General features: G+C 72.0%; 13 protein-coding genes. 7 read left to right on the top strand and 6 right to left on the bottom strand.

What is annotated here, in order from left to right; translation table 11 throughout:
* Positions 1–48: 48 nt before the first annotated feature.
* Entirely contained in the window at positions 49–1707 is a 1659-nt protein-coding gene (locus WMF28_RS02625; RefSeq protein ID WP_437600448.1) for a helix-turn-helix domain-containing protein, read from the top strand.
* Positions 1700–3220 (top strand): glycosyltransferase family 39 protein, encoded by a 1521-nt coding sequence (locus WMF28_RS02620; RefSeq protein ID WP_437600447.1) that lies wholly within the window; start codon positions 1700–1702, stop codon positions 3218–3220. The genes WMF28_RS02625 and WMF28_RS02620 overlap by 8 nt, the downstream gene beginning before the upstream one ends.
* A 1020-nt stretch (positions 3221–4240) precedes the next feature.
* Here WMF28_RS02620 and WMF28_RS02615 read toward each other — a convergent pair.
* Positions 4241–5272, bottom strand: a complete 1032-nt coding sequence (locus WMF28_RS02615) for an OmpA family protein (RefSeq protein ID WP_437600446.1) — start codon at positions 5270–5272, stop codon at positions 4241–4243.
* Between the two features lie 164 nt (positions 5273–5436).
* Here WMF28_RS02615 and WMF28_RS02610 point away from each other — a divergent pair, with 164 nt between their 5' ends.
* The 3 genes from WMF28_RS02610 to WMF28_RS02600 all read left to right on the top strand — a co-directional run bounded on the left by WMF28_RS02610 (position 5437) and on the right by WMF28_RS02600 (position 9106).
* Complete coding sequence (locus WMF28_RS02610; protein WP_437600445.1) at positions 5437–6369, top strand: LysM peptidoglycan-binding domain-containing protein; 933 nt, start codon at positions 5437–5439, stop codon at positions 6367–6369.
* A complete protein-coding gene (locus WMF28_RS02605; protein WP_437600444.1) occupies positions 6366–7604 on the top strand; it encodes a serine/threonine-protein kinase in 1239 nt (412 codons plus the stop codon). Before WMF28_RS02610 ends, WMF28_RS02605 begins: the two co-directional genes overlap by 4 nt.
* A 62-nt stretch (positions 7605–7666) precedes the next feature.
* On the top strand, positions 7667–9106 hold the full coding sequence (locus tag WMF28_RS02600) for a choice-of-anchor D domain-containing protein (protein ID WP_437600443.1): 1440 nt from the start codon (positions 7667–7669) through the stop codon (positions 9104–9106).
* Between the two features lie 61 nt (positions 9107–9167).
* Here the strand turns inward: WMF28_RS02600 and ftsH are convergent, their stop codons facing one another.
* A complete protein-coding gene (gene ftsH, locus WMF28_RS02595) occupies positions 9168–11027 on the bottom strand; it encodes an ATP-dependent zinc metalloprotease FtsH (protein ID WP_437600442.1) in 1860 nt (619 codons plus the stop codon).
* A 274-nt stretch (positions 11028–11301) separates the two neighbouring features.
* Here ftsH and WMF28_RS02590 point away from each other — a divergent pair, with 274 nt between their 5' ends.
* Both WMF28_RS02590 and WMF28_RS02585 read left to right on the top strand, forming a co-directional pair.
* Positions 11302–12246 carry a DUF58 domain-containing protein gene (locus tag WMF28_RS02590; RefSeq protein ID WP_437600441.1) on the top strand — a complete coding sequence of 315 codons (945 nt, stop codon included), beginning with the start codon at positions 11302–11304 and terminating at the stop codon, positions 12244–12246.
* Positions 12243–14336, top strand: a complete 2094-nt coding sequence (locus WMF28_RS02585; protein WP_437600440.1) for a VWA domain-containing protein — start codon at positions 12243–12245, stop codon at positions 14334–14336. The genes WMF28_RS02590 and WMF28_RS02585 overlap by 4 nt, the downstream gene beginning before the upstream one ends.
* A 72-nt stretch (positions 14337–14408) precedes the next feature.
* Here WMF28_RS02585 and panB read toward each other — a convergent pair whose 3' ends face one another.
* The 4 genes from panB to rpoC all read right to left on the bottom strand — a co-directional run bounded on the left by panB (position 14409) and on the right by rpoC (position 23098).
* Positions 14409–15356 (bottom strand): 3-methyl-2-oxobutanoate hydroxymethyltransferase, encoded by a 948-nt coding sequence (gene panB, locus WMF28_RS02580; protein WP_437600439.1) that lies wholly within the window; start codon positions 15354–15356, stop codon positions 14409–14411.
* 202 nt (positions 15357–15558) lie between these two features.
* Positions 15559–16188: a GNAT family N-acetyltransferase gene (locus WMF28_RS02575; protein ID WP_437600438.1), complete on the bottom strand. Its 630-nt coding sequence runs from the start codon at positions 16186–16188 to the stop codon at positions 15559–15561.
* A gap of 22 nt (positions 16189–16210) precedes the next feature.
* Positions 16211–18427: an HD domain-containing phosphohydrolase gene (locus WMF28_RS02570; protein ID WP_437600436.1), complete on the bottom strand. Its 2217-nt coding sequence runs from the start codon at positions 18425–18427 to the stop codon at positions 16211–16213.
* Between the two features lie 387 nt (positions 18428–18814).
* The gene (rpoC, locus tag WMF28_RS02565) at positions 18815–23098 is read right to left on the bottom strand and encodes a DNA-directed RNA polymerase subunit beta' (protein ID WP_437600434.1); all 4284 of its coding nucleotides are present in this window, start codon (positions 23096–23098) and stop codon (positions 18815–18817) included.
* Positions 23099–23164: the final 66 nt, after the last annotated feature.

The raw sequence follows: 23164 nt of genomic DNA, 5'->3' as shown, positions 1-23164 counted from the left end.
CGCGCAGGTGATCGACGCAGCACACAGCCCGCCGCACGAAGAGGAACCTTGTCCAGCTCCGGTGAGTCCTACCCTCCGTCGCGCTTCTCGACCCTCCCGACCGGCTCGTCGGACGACGACCTCGCCCTGCCGGGCGAGGCCCATTCGTTCTCCAGCTCGCGATCCCGCCGCGTCATCGCCGTCGGGGGCGGCCGCGGGGGCGTCGGGAAGGCGACGCTCGCGGTCAACCTGGGGGTGTACTTCGCGCAGCTCGGGCGCGACGTGGTCATCGTCGACACCGACGCCTACAGCCCTGGGCTGCACGCGGCGCTGGGGATCCAGGCGCCGCCGCTCGTCACGCGCGAGGACATCGAGGAGGGCAAGGCCGAGCCGATCGCGACCACGGTGCCCGGGCTCCGGCTCGTCCCGACCGCGTACGACCCGATGACGGCCACGCCGCTCCGGCCGAGCCGCGCCGCCTACTGGATGAAGATGATCCAGGAGCTCGACGTCGACTACGTGATCGTCAGCCTCGGCGCGGCGACGGGCTCCTCGACGCTCGACCTCTTCCTGCACGCCGACGTCAGCATCTGCGTCACCACGCCCGAGCCGCTCGCGGTCGAGCACGCCTACCGCTTCTGCCGCGCGCTCTACCAGCGCACCCTGCGCCGGGCGCTCATGAAGGAGCGCTTCAAGATCCGGCTCGTCGAGAAGGTGGCCTCGTCGCTCCCGGCGCTCGCGACGCCGCGCGACTTCATCATGGAGGTGAAGCGGTTCGACGAGGGGGTCGCGTCGCTCGCGGCCGCGCAGCTGCCGCGGGTGACGCCGCACCTCGTGGTCAGCCAGACGCGGCACCGCTCGGACCTGGAGCTCGGCCCGGCGATGAGCGCCGTCTCGGAGCGCTTCCTCGGCATCTCCCTCGACTACCTCGGGCACATCGAGCACGACGACGCGGTGTGGCTGACCGCGCGGCGGCGCCAGCCGCTCCTCATCGACAGCCCGACCTCGAAGAGCGCGCGCAACCTCGAGCGCGTGGCCCGGCGCATCCTCGCGCTGCTCGCCGCCCGCGACTCGCGCCCCGCCGAGGCGCACGCGCGCGCCCTCGCCGCCGCCGCGAAGAGCGCCGCGCCGGCCACCCTGTACGAGGCGCTCGGCCTCGCCCGGGCGGCCGCCGACGACGAGATCCGGCGCGCCTACAAGCGGCAGCGCGACACCTACCGCGAGGGCAGCCTGCCGGTCGTGAGCGTGCTGAGCCCCGCGGTGCTCCAGCGGGAGCAGGCGCGCATCGAGGAGGCGCACGACACCCTGCTCGATCCGGTGCGCCGCCGCGCCTACGACCTCTCGACCTACCCGGACGACCCGCGCACGCCGCTCGGCCCGGCGCGCGCCGAGAACGCCGCCGCCGCGGCCGAGCTCGCCATGCTCCAGGCCGAGCTCGCGCGCGAGATCAACGCCGAGACGCAGTTCAGCGGCGCGCTGCTGCGCAAGGTGCGCGAGTCGCAGGGGGTCGAGCTCACCGACATCTCGCAGCGGACGAAGATCTCCCTGGCGCACCTCCAGGCGATCGAGAACGAGTCGATCGGCGACCTGCCGGCACCAGTCTATATACATGGATTCGTTCAAGAATTTGCAAAATTCCTGCGGCTTGATCCGGCCCAGGTGGTGAAGACGTACATGCGTCGCCTGCGCGAGATCTCGGCCGGGACGCGCGCCAGGCAGCATGGCTGAGGCGGCGCGCGCCGGCGCCGAGGCGGCGCGACCCGGCCGCGCGCCGCCCCGCGCCGGCGGGGATCTCGCGTTCTCGGCGCTCGCGTTCGTGCTCGCGCTGCTGCCGCGGCTCTACGTGGCGATCGCGTGGGCGCGCGAGCCGGTCTGGGACGGCCATTACTACGACTTCGGCGCGCGCCGGATCGCCGCCGGCCTCGGCTACTCGGACGATCTCATCGTCGGCGGCCAGCCGGTGTGGCACCCGTGGTGCCATTACCCGGTCGGCTACAGCGGGTTTCTGGGCCTCGTTTACCGGCTGTTCGGCGCCGGGCCGCACGTGGCGACCGTCGCGAACGCGGTGCTCGGCGCGCTGCTCGTCGTCGTGGTCCATCGCCTGGCCCGGTACGCGACCACGCCGGCGCGCGCCCGCGTGGCGGCGCTCCTCGCGGCGCTCTCGCCGGGGCTCGTCCTCTACGCGGCGCTCGTCATGACGGAGCCGCTCGCGGCGCTCGGCCTGGTGACGGCGCCGTGGCTGCTCGCGCGCGGCGTTGCGCGCGGGCGCCCCATCCGCGGCGCGGTCCTCGCGGGCGTGGCGCTCGGGCTGGCGACGCTGGTGCGGCCGCAGAGCTTGCTCTGCGCGCCGGCGTTCGCGCTGCTCGCGCGGGGTGGCCCGGGCGCGGCGTCCGGCGGGGCGCGGGCCGGGTGGAGGCGCGGCGCGCTCGCGGCGGCGCTGTCGACCGCGACGGCCCTCGCCGTGGTGGCGCCGTGGACGATCCGGAACTGCCGCGTGATGGACGGCTGCGCGCTCGTCTCGACGAACGGCGGCTGGAACCTCGCCATCGGCGCGTTCCCGCGCGCCACGGGCCGCTTCGAGACGCTGCGCGCGGGCGACGGCTGCCCGATCGCGCGCGGACAGGTGGCGCAGGACCGCTGCTGGATGGTCGAGGGGCTCAGATGGATCAAAAATGATCCAGTCCGCTGGCTGGGCCTGATCCCGAGGAAGCTGAGCTTCACGTTCGATCACGAGTCGTTCCCGATCGGCTACCTGGGCGAGGCGAACCCCGCGGCGTGGCCCGAGGAGCGGCGCGCGGCGGGGCGCGGCGTGCTCACGGGGTCGCACCTCGGGCTGCTGTCCGTCGCGGCGCTCGGGGTGGTGGCGCTGCCGCGGCGGCGGCCGTGGAAGGGGCTCGTCGCGCAGCTGATGGCGCTCGCGGCGGTGCTCGGGCTCATCGCGTGGGGGGTGCTCGGGGACGAGCACGCGTTCTGGCCGCTCGCGGTGGCGATCCCGCTCATCGCGGCGCTGCCGCTGCCGGGCCGGCCCGCGAACGGGGGGGTCGTCGGCTATCTCGCGTTCGCGGTCGCCTCGGTGGCGCTGACGCACGCGGTGTTCTTCGGCGAGGACCGGTATCACATGGTCGTGACCCCGGCGCTGTGCATCCTCGCGGCGTGCGCGCTGCGGCGCGGGGAGGCGGCGCCGGCTGCGGGGCGGGCGGACGAGCGGGGCGGGCCAGCCGTCCCACGAGAGACATGGTGAGCGCGCGCAGCGACCAACGCTCCTATCGGCGTGCGCCGCGGCGTGGAGCTAACGCGCTTGCGCGGTTTCGTTCAACGAGGCATTGCCCCCGACGGCCTCCGGCTGCGCGAGGATGAGAGCGTTGAAGGGGCGGCTGTGACACAAGAGACCAAGATGGTGAGCGGCGTGAATCGCTTCTGCAGGATCGCGTTGATCGTCGTCGGAGCGTGCAGCGAGCGCGCCAGTCCGTCTTCAACTGCGAATCCCTCCGCATCCCTGACGCACAGCGGCGATTCGCCGGCTGAGCCTGGGGATCGCCCACGGCCGGCAGAAAGCGCCCGGGCTGAAGCGGCCTGCGCTAGCGCGCTGTCGCCCGCTTCTTTTTCGGACTGTAATCCTCGCCCTACGCAGCCCGACTATCCGGAGTGCTACCGCTACGACATAGAACCGATTCGTGACGATGACGGCGGGTCAGCCTGCTCGCCTGACTACGTGACGGTCACGATCTCCGGCTGGTCTTCTATCCTTGATTCTGTTCGCGCCAACGTTGTGCGCAAGGCTGGACGAGCGGACGAGGTCGAGCTCACCTTCGCTCGTATCGAATCGAGCGTCCTTAGAAACTCGCTCGGCCCCAGGGCCAGGTTCACGTTCCCGGAGAAACCCGGCGATCGCCTCGGCACTCTGTATCTCAAAAATGGGCTCCCTTTCCAGCTTCGACTGGACCCCAGAGTCGCACACTACACGCGGAAGCCCCTCTTCTCCTTGAGCGACCCCTGAACCAAGAGCGCCGCCCAACGGGACGCTGCCGTGGAAGATCGAACCGCCAAGACGCCAAGTGCGCCAAACTTTTAGGATTTTTGGCGCACTTGGCGTCTTGGCGGTTCACGAAGCGCCGCACGTTCGGCCGAAGCACCGCACTACCTCTCCCGGTGGAAGCGCCTCCAACGAGAGATGGGCCGCATCCATCTCCGCGCTGGAGATGCCTCCCTCCAGCCCCGCGAGCCTTGGCCAGCCCTTCTCGTCAGCGCTCTGGTGCCAGCATCACGGCGCCGTCGCAGCCCCCTCCTCGCCGGCGACCTTCCCGGTCCCCGTCACTTCTTCCCGTTGCCGTTCCGCTTCCTGTTCCGCCACCAGGCCAATCTCAATCCGCCGGTTCCTCGCCCGCCCCGCCGCCGTGTCGTTCGGTCCGAGCGGCGCGAACTCGCCGTATCCAGCAGCCGACAGCGCCTGCGGCGGCACGCCGCGCTCGACGAGCCGCTTCACCACGGCGGCCGCTCTCGCCGTCGAGAGCTCCCAGCTCGACGTGAACCTCGCGCGCCGCGCTCGCCTTCCGTCATTGTCCGTGTGCCCGGCGACCTGGAACTTCCGATCCGGCATCGCCCGCAGCACCTTGGCGATCCCGTCCAGCACCGCCCGCCCTGCCGGTTTGAGGTCGGCCCCGCCGGCGTCGAACAGCGCGTCGCTCGGCACCTCGATCGCCACCTGCCCGGCGCGGAGCCCGACGCGGACCTTGCCGGCGTCGACCTCCTTCTCGAGCTGGCCCACGAGATCCCGCATCCGCGCCGCCCGCGCCTCGGCCGCGGCGTGCTGGCGGCGCAGCTCGTCGACCTTGGCCCGCGTCTCGGCGAGCTCCGCCGACAGGCTGCCGCGCTCGTTCGCGAGCTGGCCCACGCTCTGCCCGGCGCTCCGGAGCCGCGCCGACAGCTCCTCGTTCATGGCGGCGAGCTCGTCCAGCTGCCGCGCGAGCCCGGCCTCCGCCGTCGTCGCCTCCGACAGCCGGAGATCGCGCGCCCGGAGGTCGTGCGCGAGGCCCGAGATCTCCTCCTCGAGCGCGGCGACCTGCGCCGATCGCTGCGCCGCCTCGGCGCGCGCGCTCTGCGCCTCGGTCCGGACCTTCTTCCCCTCCTCGCGCTCTCTCTGGACCTCCGCGCGCGCCTGATCGTACAGGTCCTGCCGGACGAGGCAGCCCGGCGCCGCCAGCCCGAGCAGACCGGCCGTGAGGAGCCGCGCCGCGGCGGGCGAGCGCCGCGACAGCCACGCCGGGATCTTGCCGGCCGTCGTCGTGGTTTTCATGCTTCGCGCGCACTCTGGCACGAAATTGTCGGCGCGCCGAAATCGCGGCGAACATCCCGCCGGCGCCGCCGAACGAGCGGTCCCACGGCGGGCAAACCCCTGGTACCCTCCGCGGCGTGAGCTCTCGGCGAACTTGGTTTTCCGTGGGCGCCCTGGCCGCGACGATGCTCGCAGCCAGCGCCGCGGCGGCGTTCCCGCACGTCGTCCGCGAGGGCGAGACCCTCGCGCAGATCGCGGAGCGCACCTACGGGCGCGTGCAGATGGAGCAGGTGCTCGTCGCCGCGAACGCGCTCGACGCGGGCGCCGGCGTGCCGATCATGCCCGGCCTGCGGCTGGAGGTGCCCGCGCTCGGCCACCACCGCGTCACCGCCGGCGAGACCTGGGCGATCCTCGCGGAGCGGATGCTCGGCGCCGCCGACCGGAGCGACGTCCTCGCGCTCTCGAACGACACGATGCCGTGGATCGAGCCGAGCGACGGGCAGGAGATCATCGTCCCGTACAACCTGCGGTACGTCGTCGGCCAGAACGACACGCTGCTCACCATCGCCTATCGCTTCCTCGGCAAGCGGGACAAGGCGTGGATGCTCCACAAGTACAACCACTTCAAGAAGGACACGCTGCGCCGCGGCGCGGTGATCCTCGTGCCGCTCACGGATCTTCCGCTCACGACCCAGGGCAAGGCCGAGGCAGCGAACGCCGGCGCGCTGGTGCGCTCCGAGGGGGCGGGCCGCGCGCGCGAGGCCCAGCGCCGGGTCGACGCCGAGCTGCCGCAGCTCGCGAGCGACGTGCGGAGCGGCCGGTACATCGACGCCGTGGCGCGGGCGAGCCGCCTGCTCGGCTACGGCGAGCTCGCCCGGATGCAGATCGCCACGCTGCACAGGCATCTGCTGGAGGCCTACGTCGCGCTCGACGCCGCCGGGCTCGCCGAGACCGCCTGCGCCGCGTGGCGCGAGCACGATCCGACAGCGCGGCTCGACCCCATCGAGCTCAGCCCGAAGATCGTGGGCGCCTGCACCTCATCGACCGAGCTGCACCTCAGGCTGCCTCCGCCGGAGCCTGCCCCGCCGAACCCCGCGGACGCAGGTGGTGCGCGGTGACCTCGCAGCCCATCGCGCCCGAGCGCCTGCCCCCCGGGCACCGCGTCGCGTCGCAGTACACCGTGGAGTCGGTCGTCGGCGAGGGCGCATCCGGCGTCGTCTACCGCGCCGCCCGCGACGAGGACGGCCGGCGCGTCGCGCTCAAGGTGATCCACAGACACCTCTCCGGCACACCGCAGATCTTCAGGCGCTACCACCGGGAAGCCGCCATCCTGAAGCGCATCGAGGGCCCCCACGTCGTCCGGATGCTCGACTTCGTCGAGGAGGGCGGGCTCCTCGTGATCGCCCTCGAGCACATCGACGGCAGCTCGCTCGAGGAGCTCCTGCAGGAGCGCGCGCCGATCGAGGCCGACCGGGCGATCGAGATCGCCCTCCAGATCTGCTCCGCGCTGGAGACCGCGCACGCGGCGGGCGTGGTCCATCGCGATCTCAAGCCGGCCAACGTGCTCGTCGAGCGCCCGGGCGCGCCGCCTTCGGACGGGCATGCCGGCGGCGCGCCGCCGCCGCTCGCGGGCTGCGTCCGCGTGGTCGATTTCGGGCTCGCGAAGGTGGTGCACGGCGAGCAGATGACGACCGGGCTCACCGAGCAGGACATGATCTTCGGGACGCCGGAGTACATGGCGCCGGAGCAGGTGCGCGGCGAGGACGTCGATCCGCGCTGCGACATCTATGCGCTCGGCTGCATCCTCTACGAGATGGTGGTCGGCGCCGTGCCGTTCAGCAAGCGGACGCCCATCGCCGTGATGACAGCGCAGATCGCCGAGCAACCGCTGCCGCCGCGCTCCGGCAAGCGCGACGGGCTCATCTCGGCCGGGCTGGAGGCGGTCATCCTGAGGGCCCTCGCCAAGGACCCGGCCGAGCGGCACCGGAGCGCCCGGGCCTTCGCCGACGCCCTGCGCGCCTGCCGCGAACGGCGCGTCGTCGGCCACACGCCAGCGAACCTCGCGGACGCCATCTCGATCACCGAGCTGGAGCTCGAGCGGACCGGCCTGGACCACGCCGCGACGCCCCAGAACGACGCTTCCACCTCGGACGTCGGTCCCCCCGTTCCGCCCCGGGAGAGCGCGGTGGTCAGGGCGCTGCCCGCGGGCCGCTCCGCGGTGTTCGAGGACACGTCCAGCAACGGCGCGCAGGCGGCGGCGAGCCCCTCGCGCGAGCGGTTCCTCTGGACCGTGGTGGCCATTCTCTGTGCGGCCGCCGGAATCGTGGTCGGCACGCTGTTCGGGGCACGTTAGCGACGCCGTCATCGTGGAATGCGGCCATGGCGTGGAGCGCGCGGCTCGTGGTAATCGTTATCATGCGCTCTCTGCTGCCCGGCGACGCTGCACTCACGGCCTCCCGCGCGGCTCGGCCCCGGCGCGCTCTCCCCTGCGCCGCCGCCGCGCTCACCCTCTTCGCCCCCGTGGCTGCGTCGGCCTACGACTCGCTCGCTGCGCCGTGCGTCGACGATCCGTTCTATTGCGAGCGGGGGGCAGTCGCCTTCGAGCGCAGAGAAGCCATCCCGCTCCAGCTCGACTTCGAGACGGGCTGGGTCCCACCGGGCTCACCGTTGCAACTGAACCTCCGGGCCGCGGTCTATGCGAACACGAAGGTCTCGCTGAGCGGAGCGATCGAGGCGTCGTGGCCAGAGGCGCTCGCGCTCACGGCCCCCGGCGACCAGGACGGAGGCACGTTCAGCTGCGATTACGGGCTCGGCGTCAGCGCACAGGGGCGCATCAGCGTTTCCATCCTGGGCCAGGACTTCGACTGGACAGGCGAAATCCCCTATGTGCCCCAGCTCGATTTCCATGTGCACGCCAGCGCGCCGTTCGACGCCTGGGGCTGGGAGCCGGGCATTGCGCTGGCGAGCTCGACCGAGCCGCAGCGGCTCGCGTCCGTCGCCATCGGCGACCTCATCGGCGGATCGATCCCCGGTATCGAGGGGCGGTTCGAGCTCGACGTCGCCATGGATGTCGCTGCGCGGTACGTGACCCACCGCGTGGCCATCGAGACGCTCGATCAGGCGACGGTGAGCGGAGGCGACATCACCTCGGAGCGCAGCGCCTCCTTCACGGAGTACCTGGGCGGCCCGTCGGTCGAGCTCAACGTCCGTCCGGAGGGCTCGGTGCGCTACGAGGGCACGCTCCACCTCATCCCCACGTTCAGCGTCAGCCTGCTCGGCCGCGAGTGGTCGATCCCGATCGCCGACCTCCCGCTCGCCTTCCCGCTCACCGAGCGGGAATGGCTCTTCGAGAGCGAGCGCGTCCATATCCCGCTCCCGGATCTCGCGCTGGACACGCAGGAGATCAACTTCGGCGCGGTGGAGGTCGGGCAGGCCAACGTGGAGATCGTCCAGCTGTCGAACACAGGGGAGGCGCTGCTCGACGTCGCCGTGACGACCGACGATCCGGAGGGCTTCGAGCTCGCGAGCGCGGCGCTCGAGGTCGACCCCGAGACGGCGGTCGACTTCGCGATCCGCTTCGCGCCGAAGGCGAGCGGCGCGTTCGCGGCGACCGTCCTCGTCGAGTCGAACGACCCGAGCGATCCGGTGCAGGAGATCACGGTGAGGGGGATCGGCGTCGCAGCGCCGGACGACGGGCCGGACGGCGGTGAGCCCATGGCTCAGGACGGCGGCTGCGCTTGCCGCGCGGCCGGGAGCGCGCCGCGCGGGGGCGCGGGCGGTGGGGCGTGGGCGGCCGCCGGGCTGTCGCTCGCCGCGCTCGCGGGCGGCCTCAGGCGCCGGCGCCGCGCGACCTGAGCCTCGTGCCCGGAACCGTACGGCCCTGGCCGCGAGCCCCGGCGCCGCGCGGCCCCGAGCTTCAGGCCGCGCTCGGCGATCCCACGGCGATCTTCCGGCGCACCGACATGGCCGCGATCTGCTCCAGCTCGTCGCCGCGCAGGGTCTCCTTGAGCACGAGCGCCTCCGCGGCCGCCTCGAGGCCCTCGCGGCGATCGACGAGCAGCTGCTTGGCCTTCAGATACATCTCGCCGAGCCGCTCCCTCACCTCCTCGTCGACCTCGCGCGCGGTCTCGTCGCTGCACGTGCGCTCCTCCTGGATCACGCCGAGCATGGGCGCGCCGACCTGGCGCGAGAGCGCGGGCAGCCCGAGGCGCCGGCTCATGCCGAGGCGGGTCACCATCTCGCGGACGAGCGCCGTGGCCCGCCCGAGATCGTCGTGCGCGCCGCTCGAGACCTGGCCGAGCGCGATCTCCTCCGCCGCCCTGCCGCCGAGCATCACCGTGACGCGCGATTCGATCTCCTGCTCGGTGACCAGCTGGCGCTCGTCGCGGGGCACCTGGATCGTGACGCCGAGCGCGCCGATCGTGCGCGCCACGATCGACACCCGCTCCACCGGATCGGCGGCCGGCAGCGCGAGCGCGACGAGCGCGTGCCCGGCCTCGTGGTACGCCACGCGCCGCCGCTCCTCCGCGGTCATGATCTGCCCGCGGCGCCGGAGCCCGAGCTGCGACCGATCGAGCGCCTCGTCGAAGTCGGCCTGGCCGATCTCCCTGGCGCCGCGCCGCGCCCCGGCGAGCGCCGCCTCGTTGACGATCTTGGCGAGGTCGGCCCCGACCATGCCCGGCGTGCGGCGCGCCACGAGCCCGAGGTCGACGTCCTTCGCGAGCGGCACCCGCCGCGCGTGCACCGCGAGGATCGCCTCGCGGCCGCGCAGATCGGGCCGATCCACGATGACCTGGCGGTCGAAGCGCCCGGGCCGCATGAGGGCCGGATCGAGCACCTCGGGCCGGTTGGTGGCGGCCATCAGGATCACGGTTGTGCGCGCGTCGAAGCCGTCGAGCTCGGCGAGGAGCTGGTGGAGCGTCTGCTCGCGCTCGTCGTGGGTCGAGAGGGCGCTGAGGCCGCCCCGGGTCCTGCCCACGGCGTCGATCTCGTCGATGAACACGATGCTGGGCGCGCTCTTGCGCGCCTCCTCGAAGAGCTCGCGCACGCGCGCCGCCCCGAGCCCCACGAACATCTCGACGAACTCGCTCGCGTTCAGCGAGAAGAACGGCACGTTCGCCTCGCCTGCCACGGCGCGCGCGAGCAGCGTCTTGCCGGTGCCGGGCGGCCCGACGAGCAGGAGGCCGCGCGGGATCCGCCCGCCCAGCGACCGGTACCGCGACGGCTCCTTGAGGAAGTCGATCACCTCGACGAGCTCGTCCTTGGCCTCGTCGACCCCCGCGACGTCGGAGAAGCGCACCGGATCCTGCTTGGACCGATCGTAGATCTTCGCCTTGCTGCGCAGGAACCCGAGCGGCCCGCCGGCCCCCTGCCCCGCCCGGCGCAGCATCATGAAGAACACCGCGTTGATGAGCAGGAGCGGCAAGAGCCAGAGCGCCACCTGCGTCCACGCCGCGGACCGGGCGCTCTTCGCCTCGATGCGGACCTGCTGCTCGAGCAGCGCCCGCACGATCGGCTCGTCCTCGACGCCGGGTAGCCGCGTCACGCGGACGCGCTCCTCGGGCCGCCGCTCGCCGGCGCGGCGGACGAGCTCGATCTCGTCGGGCTTCACGACCGCCGCGGCGACCTCCCCGCGCCGCACCTCGGCGACCGCCTCGTCGTAGGGCACGAGCGGAGGCCCCGGCGGCTTGAAGATCCCGGAAAAGACCAGAGCCGCGGCGGCGATCAGCAGGTACCCGAGCCACGTGCGCGACGTCGGCCTTTTCTCGTCAGCCATTCCATGGATCTGATGTGTGGCGTGCGTCGCCTCGGCAAGCCCCGGGCCCCGGAAGAACCGGAAATTACACGGTAAAGCCGCGCGAGGGAGGGAGCCCAGGAGGCTGACCGTGAGCCACCCGGCCCCGGTTCTACGGCCCGGGACCACGCGTCCACCGCTCGGTCACCGCTCGGTCACCGTTCGATCACCGTTCGATTCCGCGGCTCTACCGCGCGCCTGCTGCCCGGTTGCCGCGGGGTGATCGCCCCGTGGATCCAGGCTAAGAAGCGCCCCTGTGCCGCTCGCTTCCGACCGCGCCTCGCTCGCCACGTTCCCCATCGACTGGGGCGGGCTCGCCCCGCTCCGGCTCAAGTCGCGCGCCGTCGCCGAGGGCGTGTACGCCGGAATGCACCGGAGCATCCGCAAGGGCGCCGGCGTCGAGTTCGGCGGGCAGCGGCCCTACGTGCCCGGCGACGATCTCCGCTTCTTCGATCGCCGCGCCCTGCTCCGCCACGATCGCCTCATGGTGCGCGAGTTCGAGACCGAGACCGATCGCGCCCTCTGGCTGTGCGTCGACGCGACCGCCTCGATGTCCTACCGAGGCCAGCGCGCGCCCGGCGCCAAGCTCGCCTACGCGGCGCTGATCGCCGCGGCCATGGCCCGCGTCGCGCTCGCCACCGGCGACCCGGTGGGGCTCGCGTGGCTCGGCGGCGCCGGCACCCACGGCCTGCCCGCCATGGCGGGGCGCGAGGCGTTCGAGCGGATCGTGGGCGCCCTCGAGGCCACCTCCGCGGCCCAGGACTGGAGCGGCGACGCGGGCGCGATCGAGCGCGCCCTCGCGCCCGTCGCGAAGAAGGCCCGCCGCGGCGCCGTCGTCCTGCTGATCTCGGATCTACTCGATCTTGCTCACGAATCCGGCACGGACCGCGCGCTCTCCGCGTTCACGCCGCTCAGCACGGGCGGCCGCACGCTGATCGCCCTCCAGGTCCTCGATCCGAGCGAGGCGGAGCTCGACTTCGAGGGCAACGTGCGCCTCCGCGCGCTCGAGGGCGACGCCGTCGTCGAGGCCGATGCGGGCGCGGTCCGGGCGCAGTACAAGGCGCGCCTCGCCGCCCTGACCGAGGGCTGGTCGCGCGCGCTCGCGTCGCGCGGCGGCCGCCTGCTGCGCGCGACGAGCGCCGATCCCCCGACCGACGTCGTCCGCTCCCTGGTGCAGGCGATCGCCGAGGTGCGGCGATGAGCTTCGTCACCCTGGGCGCGTTGCTTGTCGCGCTGCTCGTCGGCGCGCCGGTCGCCGCGCACCTCCTGCGCCGTCGCCGCGCCGAGGAGCGGCCGTTCCCGCCCGCGCGGCTGGTCCCGCCCACGCCGCCGACAGCGCGGCGCCGGAGCCTCCTCGAGGACCGCGCCCTCTTCGCCACCCGGGCCGTCTCGGTGCTCGCGCTCGCGGTGCTCGGCGCCACGCCGCTCCTGCGCTGCTCGCACCTGGCGCTCAGCCGCAGGGCCGGCGCGTCCGTCGCGCTCGCCATCGTCGTCGACGACTCGCTCAGCATGCGCGCGCGCCCGGGCGCCGGCGGCGTGGAGCGCGCCGGCCCGGCGCGGTTCGAGCGCGCGCTCACGGCCGCGCGCGAGCTCGCCGGCGGGCTCGCGCCCGGCGACGCCGCGGCGCTCGTCCTCGCGGGCGCCCCGGCCCGGGTCGCCCTCGCGTCGACGACCAACCTCACCGCCGTCACCGAGGCGCTCGCCGCGGTGACGCCGTCGGACCGCGCCACCGACCTCGACGGGGCCCTCGACCTCGCGCGCGATCTGCTCCGGGGCCTGCCCCAGAGCGACAAGCGCATCGTGCTCCTCAGCGACCTCGCGGACGGCGCGCCAGGCGCCCCGCCCATCTCGGGCACCCCCGACATCGCCACGTGGGTGCCGCTCGAGGAGCTCGAGGCGACGGGCGAGGACTGCGGGATCGTGCGCGCGGATCGATCGAGCCAGAAGGCGCGCATCCGCGTCGTCTGCACCGCCGCGTCGCCCGCCGCGCCCGGACCCGACCCCGCCGCCGCGGAGCGCGACGGCGGCGCGGCGGCGCCGGCCGCCTCCGCCGCGGGCGCCTCCGCCGCCGCGGGGCGATCCCTCGAGGTGCGCGCCGGCGACGCGGTGCTCGGCAAGGTCGCGCTCGATCCGGCGCTGCGCGCCGAGGAGCTCACGATCGATCTGCCCTCGGGGGCGCCCGAGCTCCTGCTCGCCGTGCTCACCGGCGGCGACGCGATCGCCGAGGACGACCGCGCGCCGATCATCACCGCCGGCGGCCCGCTCTCGATCGCGGTCGTGGTCGACCCTGCGACCACGCACGTCGAGACGGGCGGCCCGCCGCCGCTCGAGCAGGCGCTCTCTGCGCTGGATCTCGACGCGCAGATCAGGCCGCTGCCCTCGGTCCCGGAGCACGCGGACGAGCTGGCCGCGCACGCGGGGCTCATCGTCGACGACGCGCCCGGCTTCACGCCGGAGGTGCGCCGCTCGCTCGCCGCGTGGGTCGAGCGCGGCGGCGTCGCGCTCCTGACGCTCGGCCAGCGCGCCGCCGCCGCGCCGCTCGGCGCCGGGTTCGAGCCGCTGGTGCCCGGCGTCGTCCGCTGGTCGGCGTCCCCGGTCCCCGGGTTGGACCGCGCCACGGCGGGCTGGCTCGGACCGTCCGCGGCTGGCCTCGCCGACGTCGCCCCGCGCGGCCGGGCCACGCTGGGCGCGGAGGCCTCGGAGGGCGCCGAGGTGCTCGCCCGGTGGATCGACGGCGCCCCTTTCCTCGTGCGCCGCCCGCTCGGGCGCGGCGTCGTGCTGTTCATGACGCTGCCGCTCAGTACGGAGGAGAGCGACGTCGCGCTGCGGCCGGCGTTCCTCTCGCTGCTCGACGGGTTCGTCGGCGCCGCGCGCGCCCGCGGCGGCGCGCGGCGCCTCGCCGCGGGCGAGACGTGGACCTTCGACGGCTACCACGACGTCAAGGTCGAGCGCGTGCGGGTCGACCGCGGCCAGGGCCCCGCGGGGCGTGAGGCGCTCCCCGTCGTGGAGGTCGATCGGCGGCTGCGCGTCTCGCCCCCGCTCGCCGGGCTCTACGAGCTCACCCTGGACGGCGAGCGCTCGACGCGCGTCGTGTCGGTGCCGGAGCGCGAGATCGACCTTCGCCCCCGGCGCGTCGCCGAGAGCGCCCGCGCGGCGGAGCTGGGCGGCATGTCGGCATCCATCGACGGATCGCCCTACGTGGCGCTGCTGCTGCTCGCGCTGCTCGCGGCCGAGCTCCTGCTGCGCGCCCTCGGAGGCCGGCGGCAGCCGGCCGAAGTCCAGGCGAGCTGAGGCCGGCGGCCGCTTTCAGCGCGGCCTGGCAGCGGGGCGGCCGGCGTCAGCCAGCTCCCGCCGCCACCGCGCTCAGTGCGTCTGCCAATGCGGCGGGATCTCGTCCGCCGGCGCGAACTCGGGCTTGGCCGGCGAGGCGGGCACGACGGCCGCCCGGCGAGGCCCGTTCGGCTTGAAGCTGTGCTCCGCGGCCGGGAACGTGCGCGACTGCACCTCGTCCACGTAGGCGCGCGTCGCCTCCACGATCTGGTCGCCGACCTCGGCGAAGCGCTTCGCGAACTTCGGCGTCAGCTCGCGGAACATCCCGAGCAGGTCGTAGCAGACGAGCACCTGCCCATCGCAGCCGGCCCCGGCGCCGATGCCGATCGTCGGCACGGAGACCGCCTCCGTCACCTCCTGCGCGAGGTCCGGCGGGATGGCCTCGAGCACGATGGCGTAGGCGCCCGCCTCGTCGAGGATGCGCGCGTCGGCGATGAGGCGCTCGGCCGCCTCGTCGCCCTTGCCCTGCACCTTGAAGCCGCCCATCGCGTGCACGGACTGCGGCGTGAGCCCGAGGTGACCCATCACCGGGATGCCCGCGGCGACGATCCGGCGCACATGCTCCGCGATCTCGGCGCCCCCCTCGAGCTTGATGCTCTCGAAGCTGCCCTCCTTCATCATCCGCCCGGCGTTCTCGAGCGCGTGCATCGGAGAGAGCTGGAAGCTCATGAACGGCATGTCGCCCACGACGTGGGCGCGCCGCGCGCCGCGCGTCACCGCGCGGCCGTGGTAACAGATCTCCTCGACCGTGACGGGGAGGGTGGTCGGGTGCCCTTGCACGACCATCCCGAGCGAGTCGCCGACGAGCAGCAGATCGGCGCCGCCCTCGTCGAGCAGCCGCGCCATCGTGAAGTCGTAGGCCGTCACCATCGCGATCGGCGAGACCCCTTTGCGGGCGCGGATCTCGGGGACCATGACCTTCGTCGAGCGCTGCGCTGGTCTACGCGCGCTGCCGCCACCATTGCCTTGCGGACCGTACATGTGCCTCCTGGTCGCGGCCGCACCTGCGGTCCACGCCTCCGGAAAGGCTAGAGCCGCGCACGCTACAGGGCAAGACGCGGCGCGCGCCGGCCGCGGCCGACCTCGTCACAATCACCAAGGATCGTGGAGAGTTACCGACGGAAACAGCCGCGGCAGGTAGGGGGCCCAGGCGCCGCTCGGCGGTCGCTGCAGCGCCGACCGATCATCCGCGTCGCTGGCCGGCGCCGCCAGAAGAGAGCGCCGCGGCAGGCGCCCGCGAGGCGCCCGGGGGTGCCGGCCTGGGGTTCGTCAGCGCGGTCAGGATGTGGTCGCGCCAGGCGCCGTCGATGAACAGGTAATCGCGGGCGTACCCCTCGACGACGAAGCCGAGGCGCCGGAGCAGCCGACCGCTGCGCTCGTTATGCGGCAGGTAGTTCGCCATCACCCGGTGGAAGCCGAGCGTGCCGAACATGTACGCGATCGCCGCCTCGAGCGCCTCGAACATCACGCCCGAGCCCACGACGCGCTGGTCGAGCGAGTAGCCGAGCGTCGCGGCCTGGAAGACGCCGCGAACGAACTGGGTGAAGTTGCAGACCCCGATCACCTCGCCCGCGGGAGCGCCGCGCCACTGCAGCGCGAGCCGGAGCGCCCGGTCCGCGACGAGATCGTCGCGATCGCGGAGGAGGCGCTCCCGCCAGAACGCCTCGGTGTAGAAGCCCTCGGGTCGCGGCGGATCCCACCGGGCCAGGTGCTCGCGATTGCGCTCGAAATAGGCGAGGTAGCGGCCGGCGAAGTCGAGGGACGGGATGAGGAGGCGCAGCCGCGGGGTCTCGATGCAGACGGAGCTCTTCAACCGGGCCTCCCGCGCGCCGCTCCTACGACAAGGTCCCTTCATCGAGGCGGCGCATCCCCTCGAGGAGCAGGGCCTCGGGCGAGGCGGTGATGCTGCGGGTGCTGGGCGAGAAGCTCGGGTCGAGACGGAAGTCGCCCTCCCGGAGCGTGAGCATCCTGTAGAACGCGTCCTCGCCCAGCGCGCCGGCCCAGAGCGCGTGGACGACCTGCCCGTCGGCGAAGTGGATCTCGCCGGCCATGGAGTTCGCCTGGATCTTGAGCGCGCACGTCTTCCGGCCGTGCCAGAGGATCTGGATCATGTCCGGCAGGCCCATCTCGGCGAGCGAGCCGGACACGCCGCGGGGGACGGCGGTCGTGGAGCGTCGCTCGATGAGCTGGCGGAGCTTGGCGGCCATGACGTCGGTCGACGCCGGCTTCGAGACGAAGTCGTCGACGCCGAGATCGAAGGCGCGCTGGGCGGTCTGCCGGTCGGTCTTCGCGGTGAGGATGACCCACGTCTTGTCGCGGCCGAAGCCGAGCTTCAGCGCGTCGGCGCGGAGCACGAGGCCGGCGTCGGGCTCCTCGAGGTCGATCTCGCTGACGACCACCTCGATGTCCTTCGTCTCGAGCTCGCGGCGCGCCTGCGCCACGTTGCGCGCGATCGAGACCTCGAACCCCTGCTCGAGGAGCCGCAGCTCGAGCACCGTCGTCTCCTCGGGATCCGGGTCGACGATGAGCGCCTGATGCCGGTCGGCGAGGAGCTTCGCGCGCATGTCGTCGCCGGTCATGACCTGGCGGAAGAGATCGACGATGTTCGGATCGAAGATGGTGCCGCGGTACTGGGCGAGCACGTCGCAGGCCTCGGGCGGGCGGAGCGCCTTGCGGTAGGGGTTGCGCGGGTTCTGGGTGAGGTCGGCGTAGGTGTCCGCGACCGCGAGGATGCGCGCGCCGAGCGGGATCTCCTTGCCGGACAGGCCGTCGGGGAAGCCGCTGCCGTCGTAGCGCTCGTACATCAGGTTGATCGCCGAGACGACGTCCTGCGGCAGGCCCACCGACTCCATGAGGTGGGCCGGGAGGTCGACGCTCTTCGTCGCGGCGAGCCGGTGCCCCTCGTACTCGGCGACGTTGAGCGCGGTGAGGTGGTACGGGCCGTTCTTGCCGAGGTCGTGCAGGTAGGCCGAGGCCACGTAGCTCGCGACCGTCGTCGGCGGCAGGCCGATGCGCTCGCAGAGCTTGCGGACGATGCGCGCGACCGTGGAGGAGTGACCCCGGAGGTCCTGCCGCGCGTTCTCGAGCAGGCTCACGAGGACGTTCAGCGTCTCGACATACGCGTGGCTCGTGGTCGGGTGCGGCGGCGGCGGCGCCGCTGCCACCGCGACCGGCGCCGAGAGCGGGGCGGCCTGCGGCTGAACGGGGGGCGAGGGCGGCACGGGCGTGGGCGGGGGCCCGGCCGGGGCCACGCGCGGCGGCGCGGAGGGCGCCCGCATCACCGCGGGAGCCTGCGGCGCCGTGACGAGCGCCGCGGGCACCGGCGCGGGCTGCGGCGTCGCGTGCGCCGTCTGCCCGTGCATCGTCGTCTGCCCGTGCATCGTCGTCGTCTGCCCGTGCATCGGCTGCGAATGCGAGGGCGGCGCGTGCGCCGGCTGGCCGTGCATCGTCTGCGAGTGCGCAGCCGGCACGTGCGTCATCGACGCGCGCTCGTGCGTCATCGACGTGCGCTCGAACGGGTTATTGCTGTTGTTGTAGAGGATCTCGTCGAACGAGCTGACCGGCCGCAGCAGCGAATTGAAGGCGGTCGTGTCGCCCCGGTAATGGTAGGCGATGGCCGCGCGCACTGCCGCCGGCCTGGCGACGATGGCGCGTACGTCCCGCACGCCCGCGGCCAGCCGGATCTCGTGCAGCGCGACGTCGTTGTCGGGATCCGCCGTCGCGACCGAGAGCGTCGTGTTCCGATCGTCGAGCAGGACCGGGAAGACGCCGTGCAACGTCGCGGTGATCGCCGAAACCTTGGCGAGCACGCGGGGCTCGATGATCGCCTTCGAGAGCTTCTCGGTCGAGACGAAGCGGGTGTTGTGGACGGTCGCGATGAACTTCAGGAGCTCGGCCTCGTTGACGATATCGAGCTCGATGATGGCGTCCTCGATGCGGCCGCGGGTACGCATCGCGTACTCCACCGCACGACGATGGTCGTCCGGAGTGATGCGCCCCTCGAGGACGAGGCGATCGGCAATCCGCTGGTTCAATCCGTGAACGGAAGCCATCGAAACCTGATTCTACTCGGAAATTGGAGGTAAGCGCGCCCAAGAACCCTCGCGGAACGAAAGCACGCGGGGAAAGCTGGCCAGCCGCTCGCGGCGTGTGCAGCCATGGGGTGCGCTCGATGAATGAGAGCAGAGCTCGGCTCGGTGCGCGAGCCCCGTGAACACCGGCCAACGCTGGTTGGCTCCCGAGGCCCCGCTCGACCCGATGCGCTGCTACGTGGAGGTGAAGGCTGACCCCGGGTAGGCGCGCGCGCCACGTCCGGCGCGGCTCGCCAGGCCGACAAGCTCAGGGCTGAAAGAGGAAAGCCGCCCCCGGGACGGTGTCCAGGGGACGGACGGCGCGCCCGTAGGCGGGGGTCGACCCCGCCCTGGGCGCGCCGGCGGCCGTTACTCCTCGTTCACCGCCGTGAGCGTCTCCTCGGGACGCGGCCGGGGGGCGACGTACGGCGCTTGCACCACCGGCTCGCCCTCGACCACGACCTGGAGACGCTTGTAGGCGGGCAGCCCCGTCCCGGCCGGGATCAGACGGCCCATGATGACGTTCTCCTTGAGACCGCGGAGATCGTCCGTCTTGCCGTTGATCGCCGCCTCGGTGAGCACCTTGGTCGTCTCCTGGAACGACGAGGCGCTGATGAACGACTCGGTCGACAGGCTGGCCTTGGTGATGCCGAGGAGGAGCGCCTCGGCGATGGCGGGCTTGCCGCCGCGCTCGAGGACGGTCTCGTTCTCCTTCTCGAAGATGTGCTTCTCCACCTGCTCATCGACCAGGAAGTTCGTATCGCCGACCTCGCGCACGCGGACCCGCCGGAGCATCTGCCGGACGATGACCTCGATGTGCTTGTCGTTGATGCCGACGCCCTGGAGCCGGTAGACCTGCTGGATCTCGTTCACGAGCCAGGCCGACAGCTCCTTCTCGCCCTTCACCCGGAGGATGTCGTGCGGGTTCGGCGGGCCGTCCTGGAGCGGGTCACCCGCGCGCACCCGGTCGCCCGGCTGCACCTGGATGTGCTTGCCCTTGGGGATCAGGTACTCGCGCGCCTGATCGCCGAGCGCATGCCCGTCCGGCGAGTACGGCGTGATGATGACCTTCCGCTTGCCCTTCGTGTCCTTGCCGAACGTGACCTCGCCGTCGATCTCGCTGATGATCGCGTGATCCTTGGGCTTTCTGGCCTCGAACAGCTCGGCGACGCGGGGCAGACCGCCGGTGATGTCCTGCACCTTCGTCGTGTCGCGCGGGATCTTCGCGATGACCTCGCCGGCCTCGATGAGATCCCCCTCCTGCGCGACGATGTGCGCACCGACGGGGAGCAGGTAGCGCGCCTCGAGCTCGCTGTTCGGGAGCTTCAGCGTCCTGCCGGACTCGGGGTCCTTCAGCGAGATGCGCGGGCGGACGTCGGCCGCCTTCGACTCGATGACGACCTTTCGCGAGAGGCCCGTCACCTCGTCGAGGCGATCCTGCACGCTGACGCCCTCGATGAGGTCGCCGAACTTCACCACGCCGGAGACCTCGGTGAGGATCGGCGTCGCGAACTGGTCCCACTCGGCGAGCAGCTCGCCGGCCTTGGTGCGCTCGCCGTCGGCCTTCTTGAGGATGGCGCCGTAGACGAGGCGGTTGTGCTCGCGCTCGCGCCCCGTCTCGTCGACGACAACGATCTCGCCGTGGCGGTTCATGACCACCATCGTGCCGTCCTTCTTCTTCTGGACGACCGCGCGGCGGAGGCGGACCGTGCCCTCGGTGCGGGCCTCGAGGTAGCTCGCCTCGATCTTGCCGCGCGCCGCGGTGCCGCCGATGTGGAAGGTGCGCATCGTGAGCTGCGTGCCCGGCTCGCCGATCGACTGGGCGGCGATGATGCCCACCGCCTCGCCGATGTTGACCCGGTAACCGCGCGCCAGGTCGCGGCCGTAGCAGAGCGCGCACACCCCGCGGCGGAGCTGGCACGTCAGCACCGAACGGATGACGACCTCCTCGATGCCGGCGTCCTCGATGGACCGCACCGCCTGCTCGTCGAGCTCGGTGTTCGCGGTGATGAGCACCTCGCCGGTGAGCGGGTCGACGACGTCCTCCAGCGCGACGCGGCCGAGGATGCGGTCGCCGAGCGGCTGGATGACCTCGCCGGCCTCCTCGAGCTTCGCCACGCGGATGCCGTCGAGCGTGCCGCAGTCGAACTCGGAGATGACCGCGTCCTGCGCCACGTCGACGAGCCGCCGGGTGAGGTAACCCGAGTTCGCCGTCTTGAGCGCGGTGTCGGCGAGGCCCTTGCGCGCGCCGTGCGTCGAGATGAAGTACTGGAGCACGCTGAGACCCTCGCGGAAGTTCGCGGTGATCGGCGTCTCGATGATCTCGCCGGACGGCTTGGCCATCAGGCCGCGCATCGCGGCCAGCTGCCGGATCTGCTGCGTGGAGCCGCGCGCGCCGGAGTCGGCCATGATGTAGATCGGGTTGAAGCTCGGCTCGATCGAGGACTTGCCCGTTTCGTGATCGACGATCGTCTCCTTGCCGATGCCGGCCATCATCTCGGTCGTGACCTGGTCGGCGATGCTCGCCCAGATGTCGACGATCTTGTTGTACCGCTCGCCGTCGGTGATGAGCCCCTCCTGGTACTGCTCGACGACGCGCTCGACCTCCTTCTGGGCCTCGCCCAGGAGGACCTTCTTGGCCGCCGGGATCACCATGTGATCCATGCAGATCGAGATGCCCGCCCGCATCGCGTGGTCGAAGCCGAGCGTGCGGAGCCGGTCTGCGAGGAGGACGGTCTCCTTGTTGCGGTGGATGCGGTAGCAGACGTCGATGAGCGCCGAGAGCGCCTTCTTGTCGAGGGTCTTGTTCGCGTACTCGAACGCGACCCCCTTCGGGAGGACCTCGGAGATGATGACGCGGCCCACCGTGGTCTCGACGATGCGGCGCTTCACGTGGCCGAACTCGTCGAGCTGCGGGTTCCCGTCGTCGTCGATGATCGGCACCCGGACGCGGACGCCGGCGTGCAGCGCGACCTCGCCGTTGTCGTAGGCCATCCGCACCTCCTCGGGGGAGGCGTAGATGCCCCGCAGGTAGCCCTGCGCCACGCCGTCCTCGCCGAAGGAGAGGGTGTCCGCGCGGTACGACCCCTTCTCGAACTTGCGCTCGCGGGTCGCGTAGTAGAGCCCGAGCACGATGTCCTGGGTCGGGTTGATGATCGGCTTGCCGCTCGCGGGCGAGAGGATGTTGTTCGTGCTCATCATGAGCACGCGCGCCTCCATCTGCGCCTCGACCGACAGCGGCACGTGGACCGCCATCTGGTCGCCGTCGAAGTCGGCGTTGAACGCCGCGCAGACCAGCGGGTGCAGCTGGATCGCCTTGCCCTCGATGAGGACCGGCTCGAACGCCTGGATGCCGAGGCGGTGGAGCGTCGGGGCGCGGTTCAGGAGCACCGGGTGCTCGCTGATGACCTCCTCGAGGATGTCCCAGACCTCCGGGCGCTCCTTCTCCACCATCTTCTTCGCGCTCTTGATGGTGTTGACGTAGCCGCGCTCTTCCAGCTTGTTGTAGATGAACGGCTTGAAGAGCTCGAGCGCCATCTTCTTGGGCAGACCGCACTGGTGCAGGCGCAGCGTCGGGCCGACGACGATGACCGAGCGGCCCGAGTAGTCGACGCGCTTGCCGAGCAGGTTCTGGCGGAACCGGCCCTGCTTGCCCTTCAGCATGTCGGAGAGCGACTTGAGCGGGCGCTTGTTCGGGCCGGTGATCGTCTTGCCGCGGCGGCCGTTGTCGAAGAGGGCGTCGACCGCCTCCTGCAGCATCCGGCGCTCGTTGCGGATGATGATCTCCGGCGCGTTCAGCTCGAGGAGCCGCTTCAGGCGGTTGTTGCGGTTGATGACGCGGCGGTAGAGGTCGTTGAGATCGCTGGTCGCGAAGCGGCCGCCGTCCAGGGGCACGAGCGGGCGCAGATCCGGCGGGAGCACCGGGATCACGGTCAGCATCATCCACTCCGGCCGATTGCCGCTCTCGCGGAAGGCCTCGACGACCTTGAGCCGCTTCGCGAGCTTCTTCCGCTTGGCCTCGCTGGTCGCCGCGCGCATCTCGGTCCTGAGCAGCTCGGCCAGGCCGTGGACGTCGACCTGCTTGAGCATCTCGAGGACCGCCTCGCCGCCCATCCCGGCGCTGAACTTGTCGTCACCGTACTCGTCGAGCAGCTGCAGATAGCGCTCCTCGCTCAGGAGATCGCCCCTCATGAGGCCGGTCTCCTTCGGATCGATGACGATGTAGGCCTCGCAATAGAGCACCTTCTCCAGGTCCTTGAGCGTGATGTCGAGCATGTTGCCGATGCGCGACGGCAGGCTCTTGAGGAACCAGATGTGGGCGACCGGCGTGGCCAGCGAGATGTGCCCGAGCCGCTCGCGGCGGACCTTCGACTGGATGACCTCGACGCCGCACTTCTCGCACACGATGCCACGGTGCTTCATGCGCTTGTACTTGCCGCAATTGCACTCGTAGTCCTTCACCGGCCCGAAGATCTTGGCGCAGAACAGGCCATCTCGCTCCGGCTTGAACGTCCGGTAGTTGATGGTCTCCGGCTTCTTCACCTCGCCGTGGGACCACTCGCGGATCTTCTCCGGGCTCGCGAGCGAGATGCGGATGGCGCTGAACGACAGCGGGTCTTTGGGCTTCTCGAAGAAGCTGAAGATGTCACGCATGGAGACCTCCGGAGACGGAAACGAAACCGATGAACCTGTCCGCGCCCACCGTGTCGGCCTTCGGGA

This window comes from Sorangium sp. So ce590, assembly GCF_051521365.1.
Classification (GTDB): Bacteria; Myxococcota_A; Polyangia; order Polyangiales; family Polyangiaceae; genus Sorangium.
This window is presented reverse-complemented; position numbering and strand designations above follow the sequence as displayed.

Coding starts and splice junctions, on each gene's coding strand:
- WMF28_RS02620 (WP_437600447.1), top strand. CDS start 1,700: ATGGCTGAGGCGGCGCGCGCCGGCGCCGAGGCGGCGCGACCCGGCCGC.
- WMF28_RS02615 (WP_437600446.1), bottom strand. CDS start 5,272: ATGAAAACCACGACGACGGCCGGCAAGATCCCGGCGTGGCTGTCGCGG.
- WMF28_RS02610 (WP_437600445.1), top strand. CDS start 5,437: ATGCTCGCAGCCAGCGCCGCGGCGGCGTTCCCGCACGTCGTCCGCGAG.
- WMF28_RS02600 (WP_437600443.1), top strand. CDS start 7,667: ATGCGCTCTCTGCTGCCCGGCGACGCTGCACTCACGGCCTCCCGCGCG.
- ftsH (WP_437600442.1), bottom strand. CDS start 11,027: ATGGCTGACGAGAAAAGGCCGACGTCGCGCACGTGGCTCGGGTACCTG.
- WMF28_RS02585 (WP_437600440.1), top strand. CDS start 12,243: ATGAGCTTCGTCACCCTGGGCGCGTTGCTTGTCGCGCTGCTCGTCGGC.
- panB (WP_437600439.1), bottom strand. CDS start 15,356: ATGTACGGTCCGCAAGGCAATGGTGGCGGCAGCGCGCGTAGACCAGCG.
- WMF28_RS02570 (WP_437600436.1), bottom strand. CDS start 18,427: ATGGCTTCCGTTCACGGATTGAACCAGCGGATTGCCGATCGCCTCGTC.
- rpoC (WP_437600434.1), bottom strand. CDS start 23,098: ATGCGTGACATCTTCAGCTTCTTCGAGAAGCCCAAAGACCCGCTGTCG.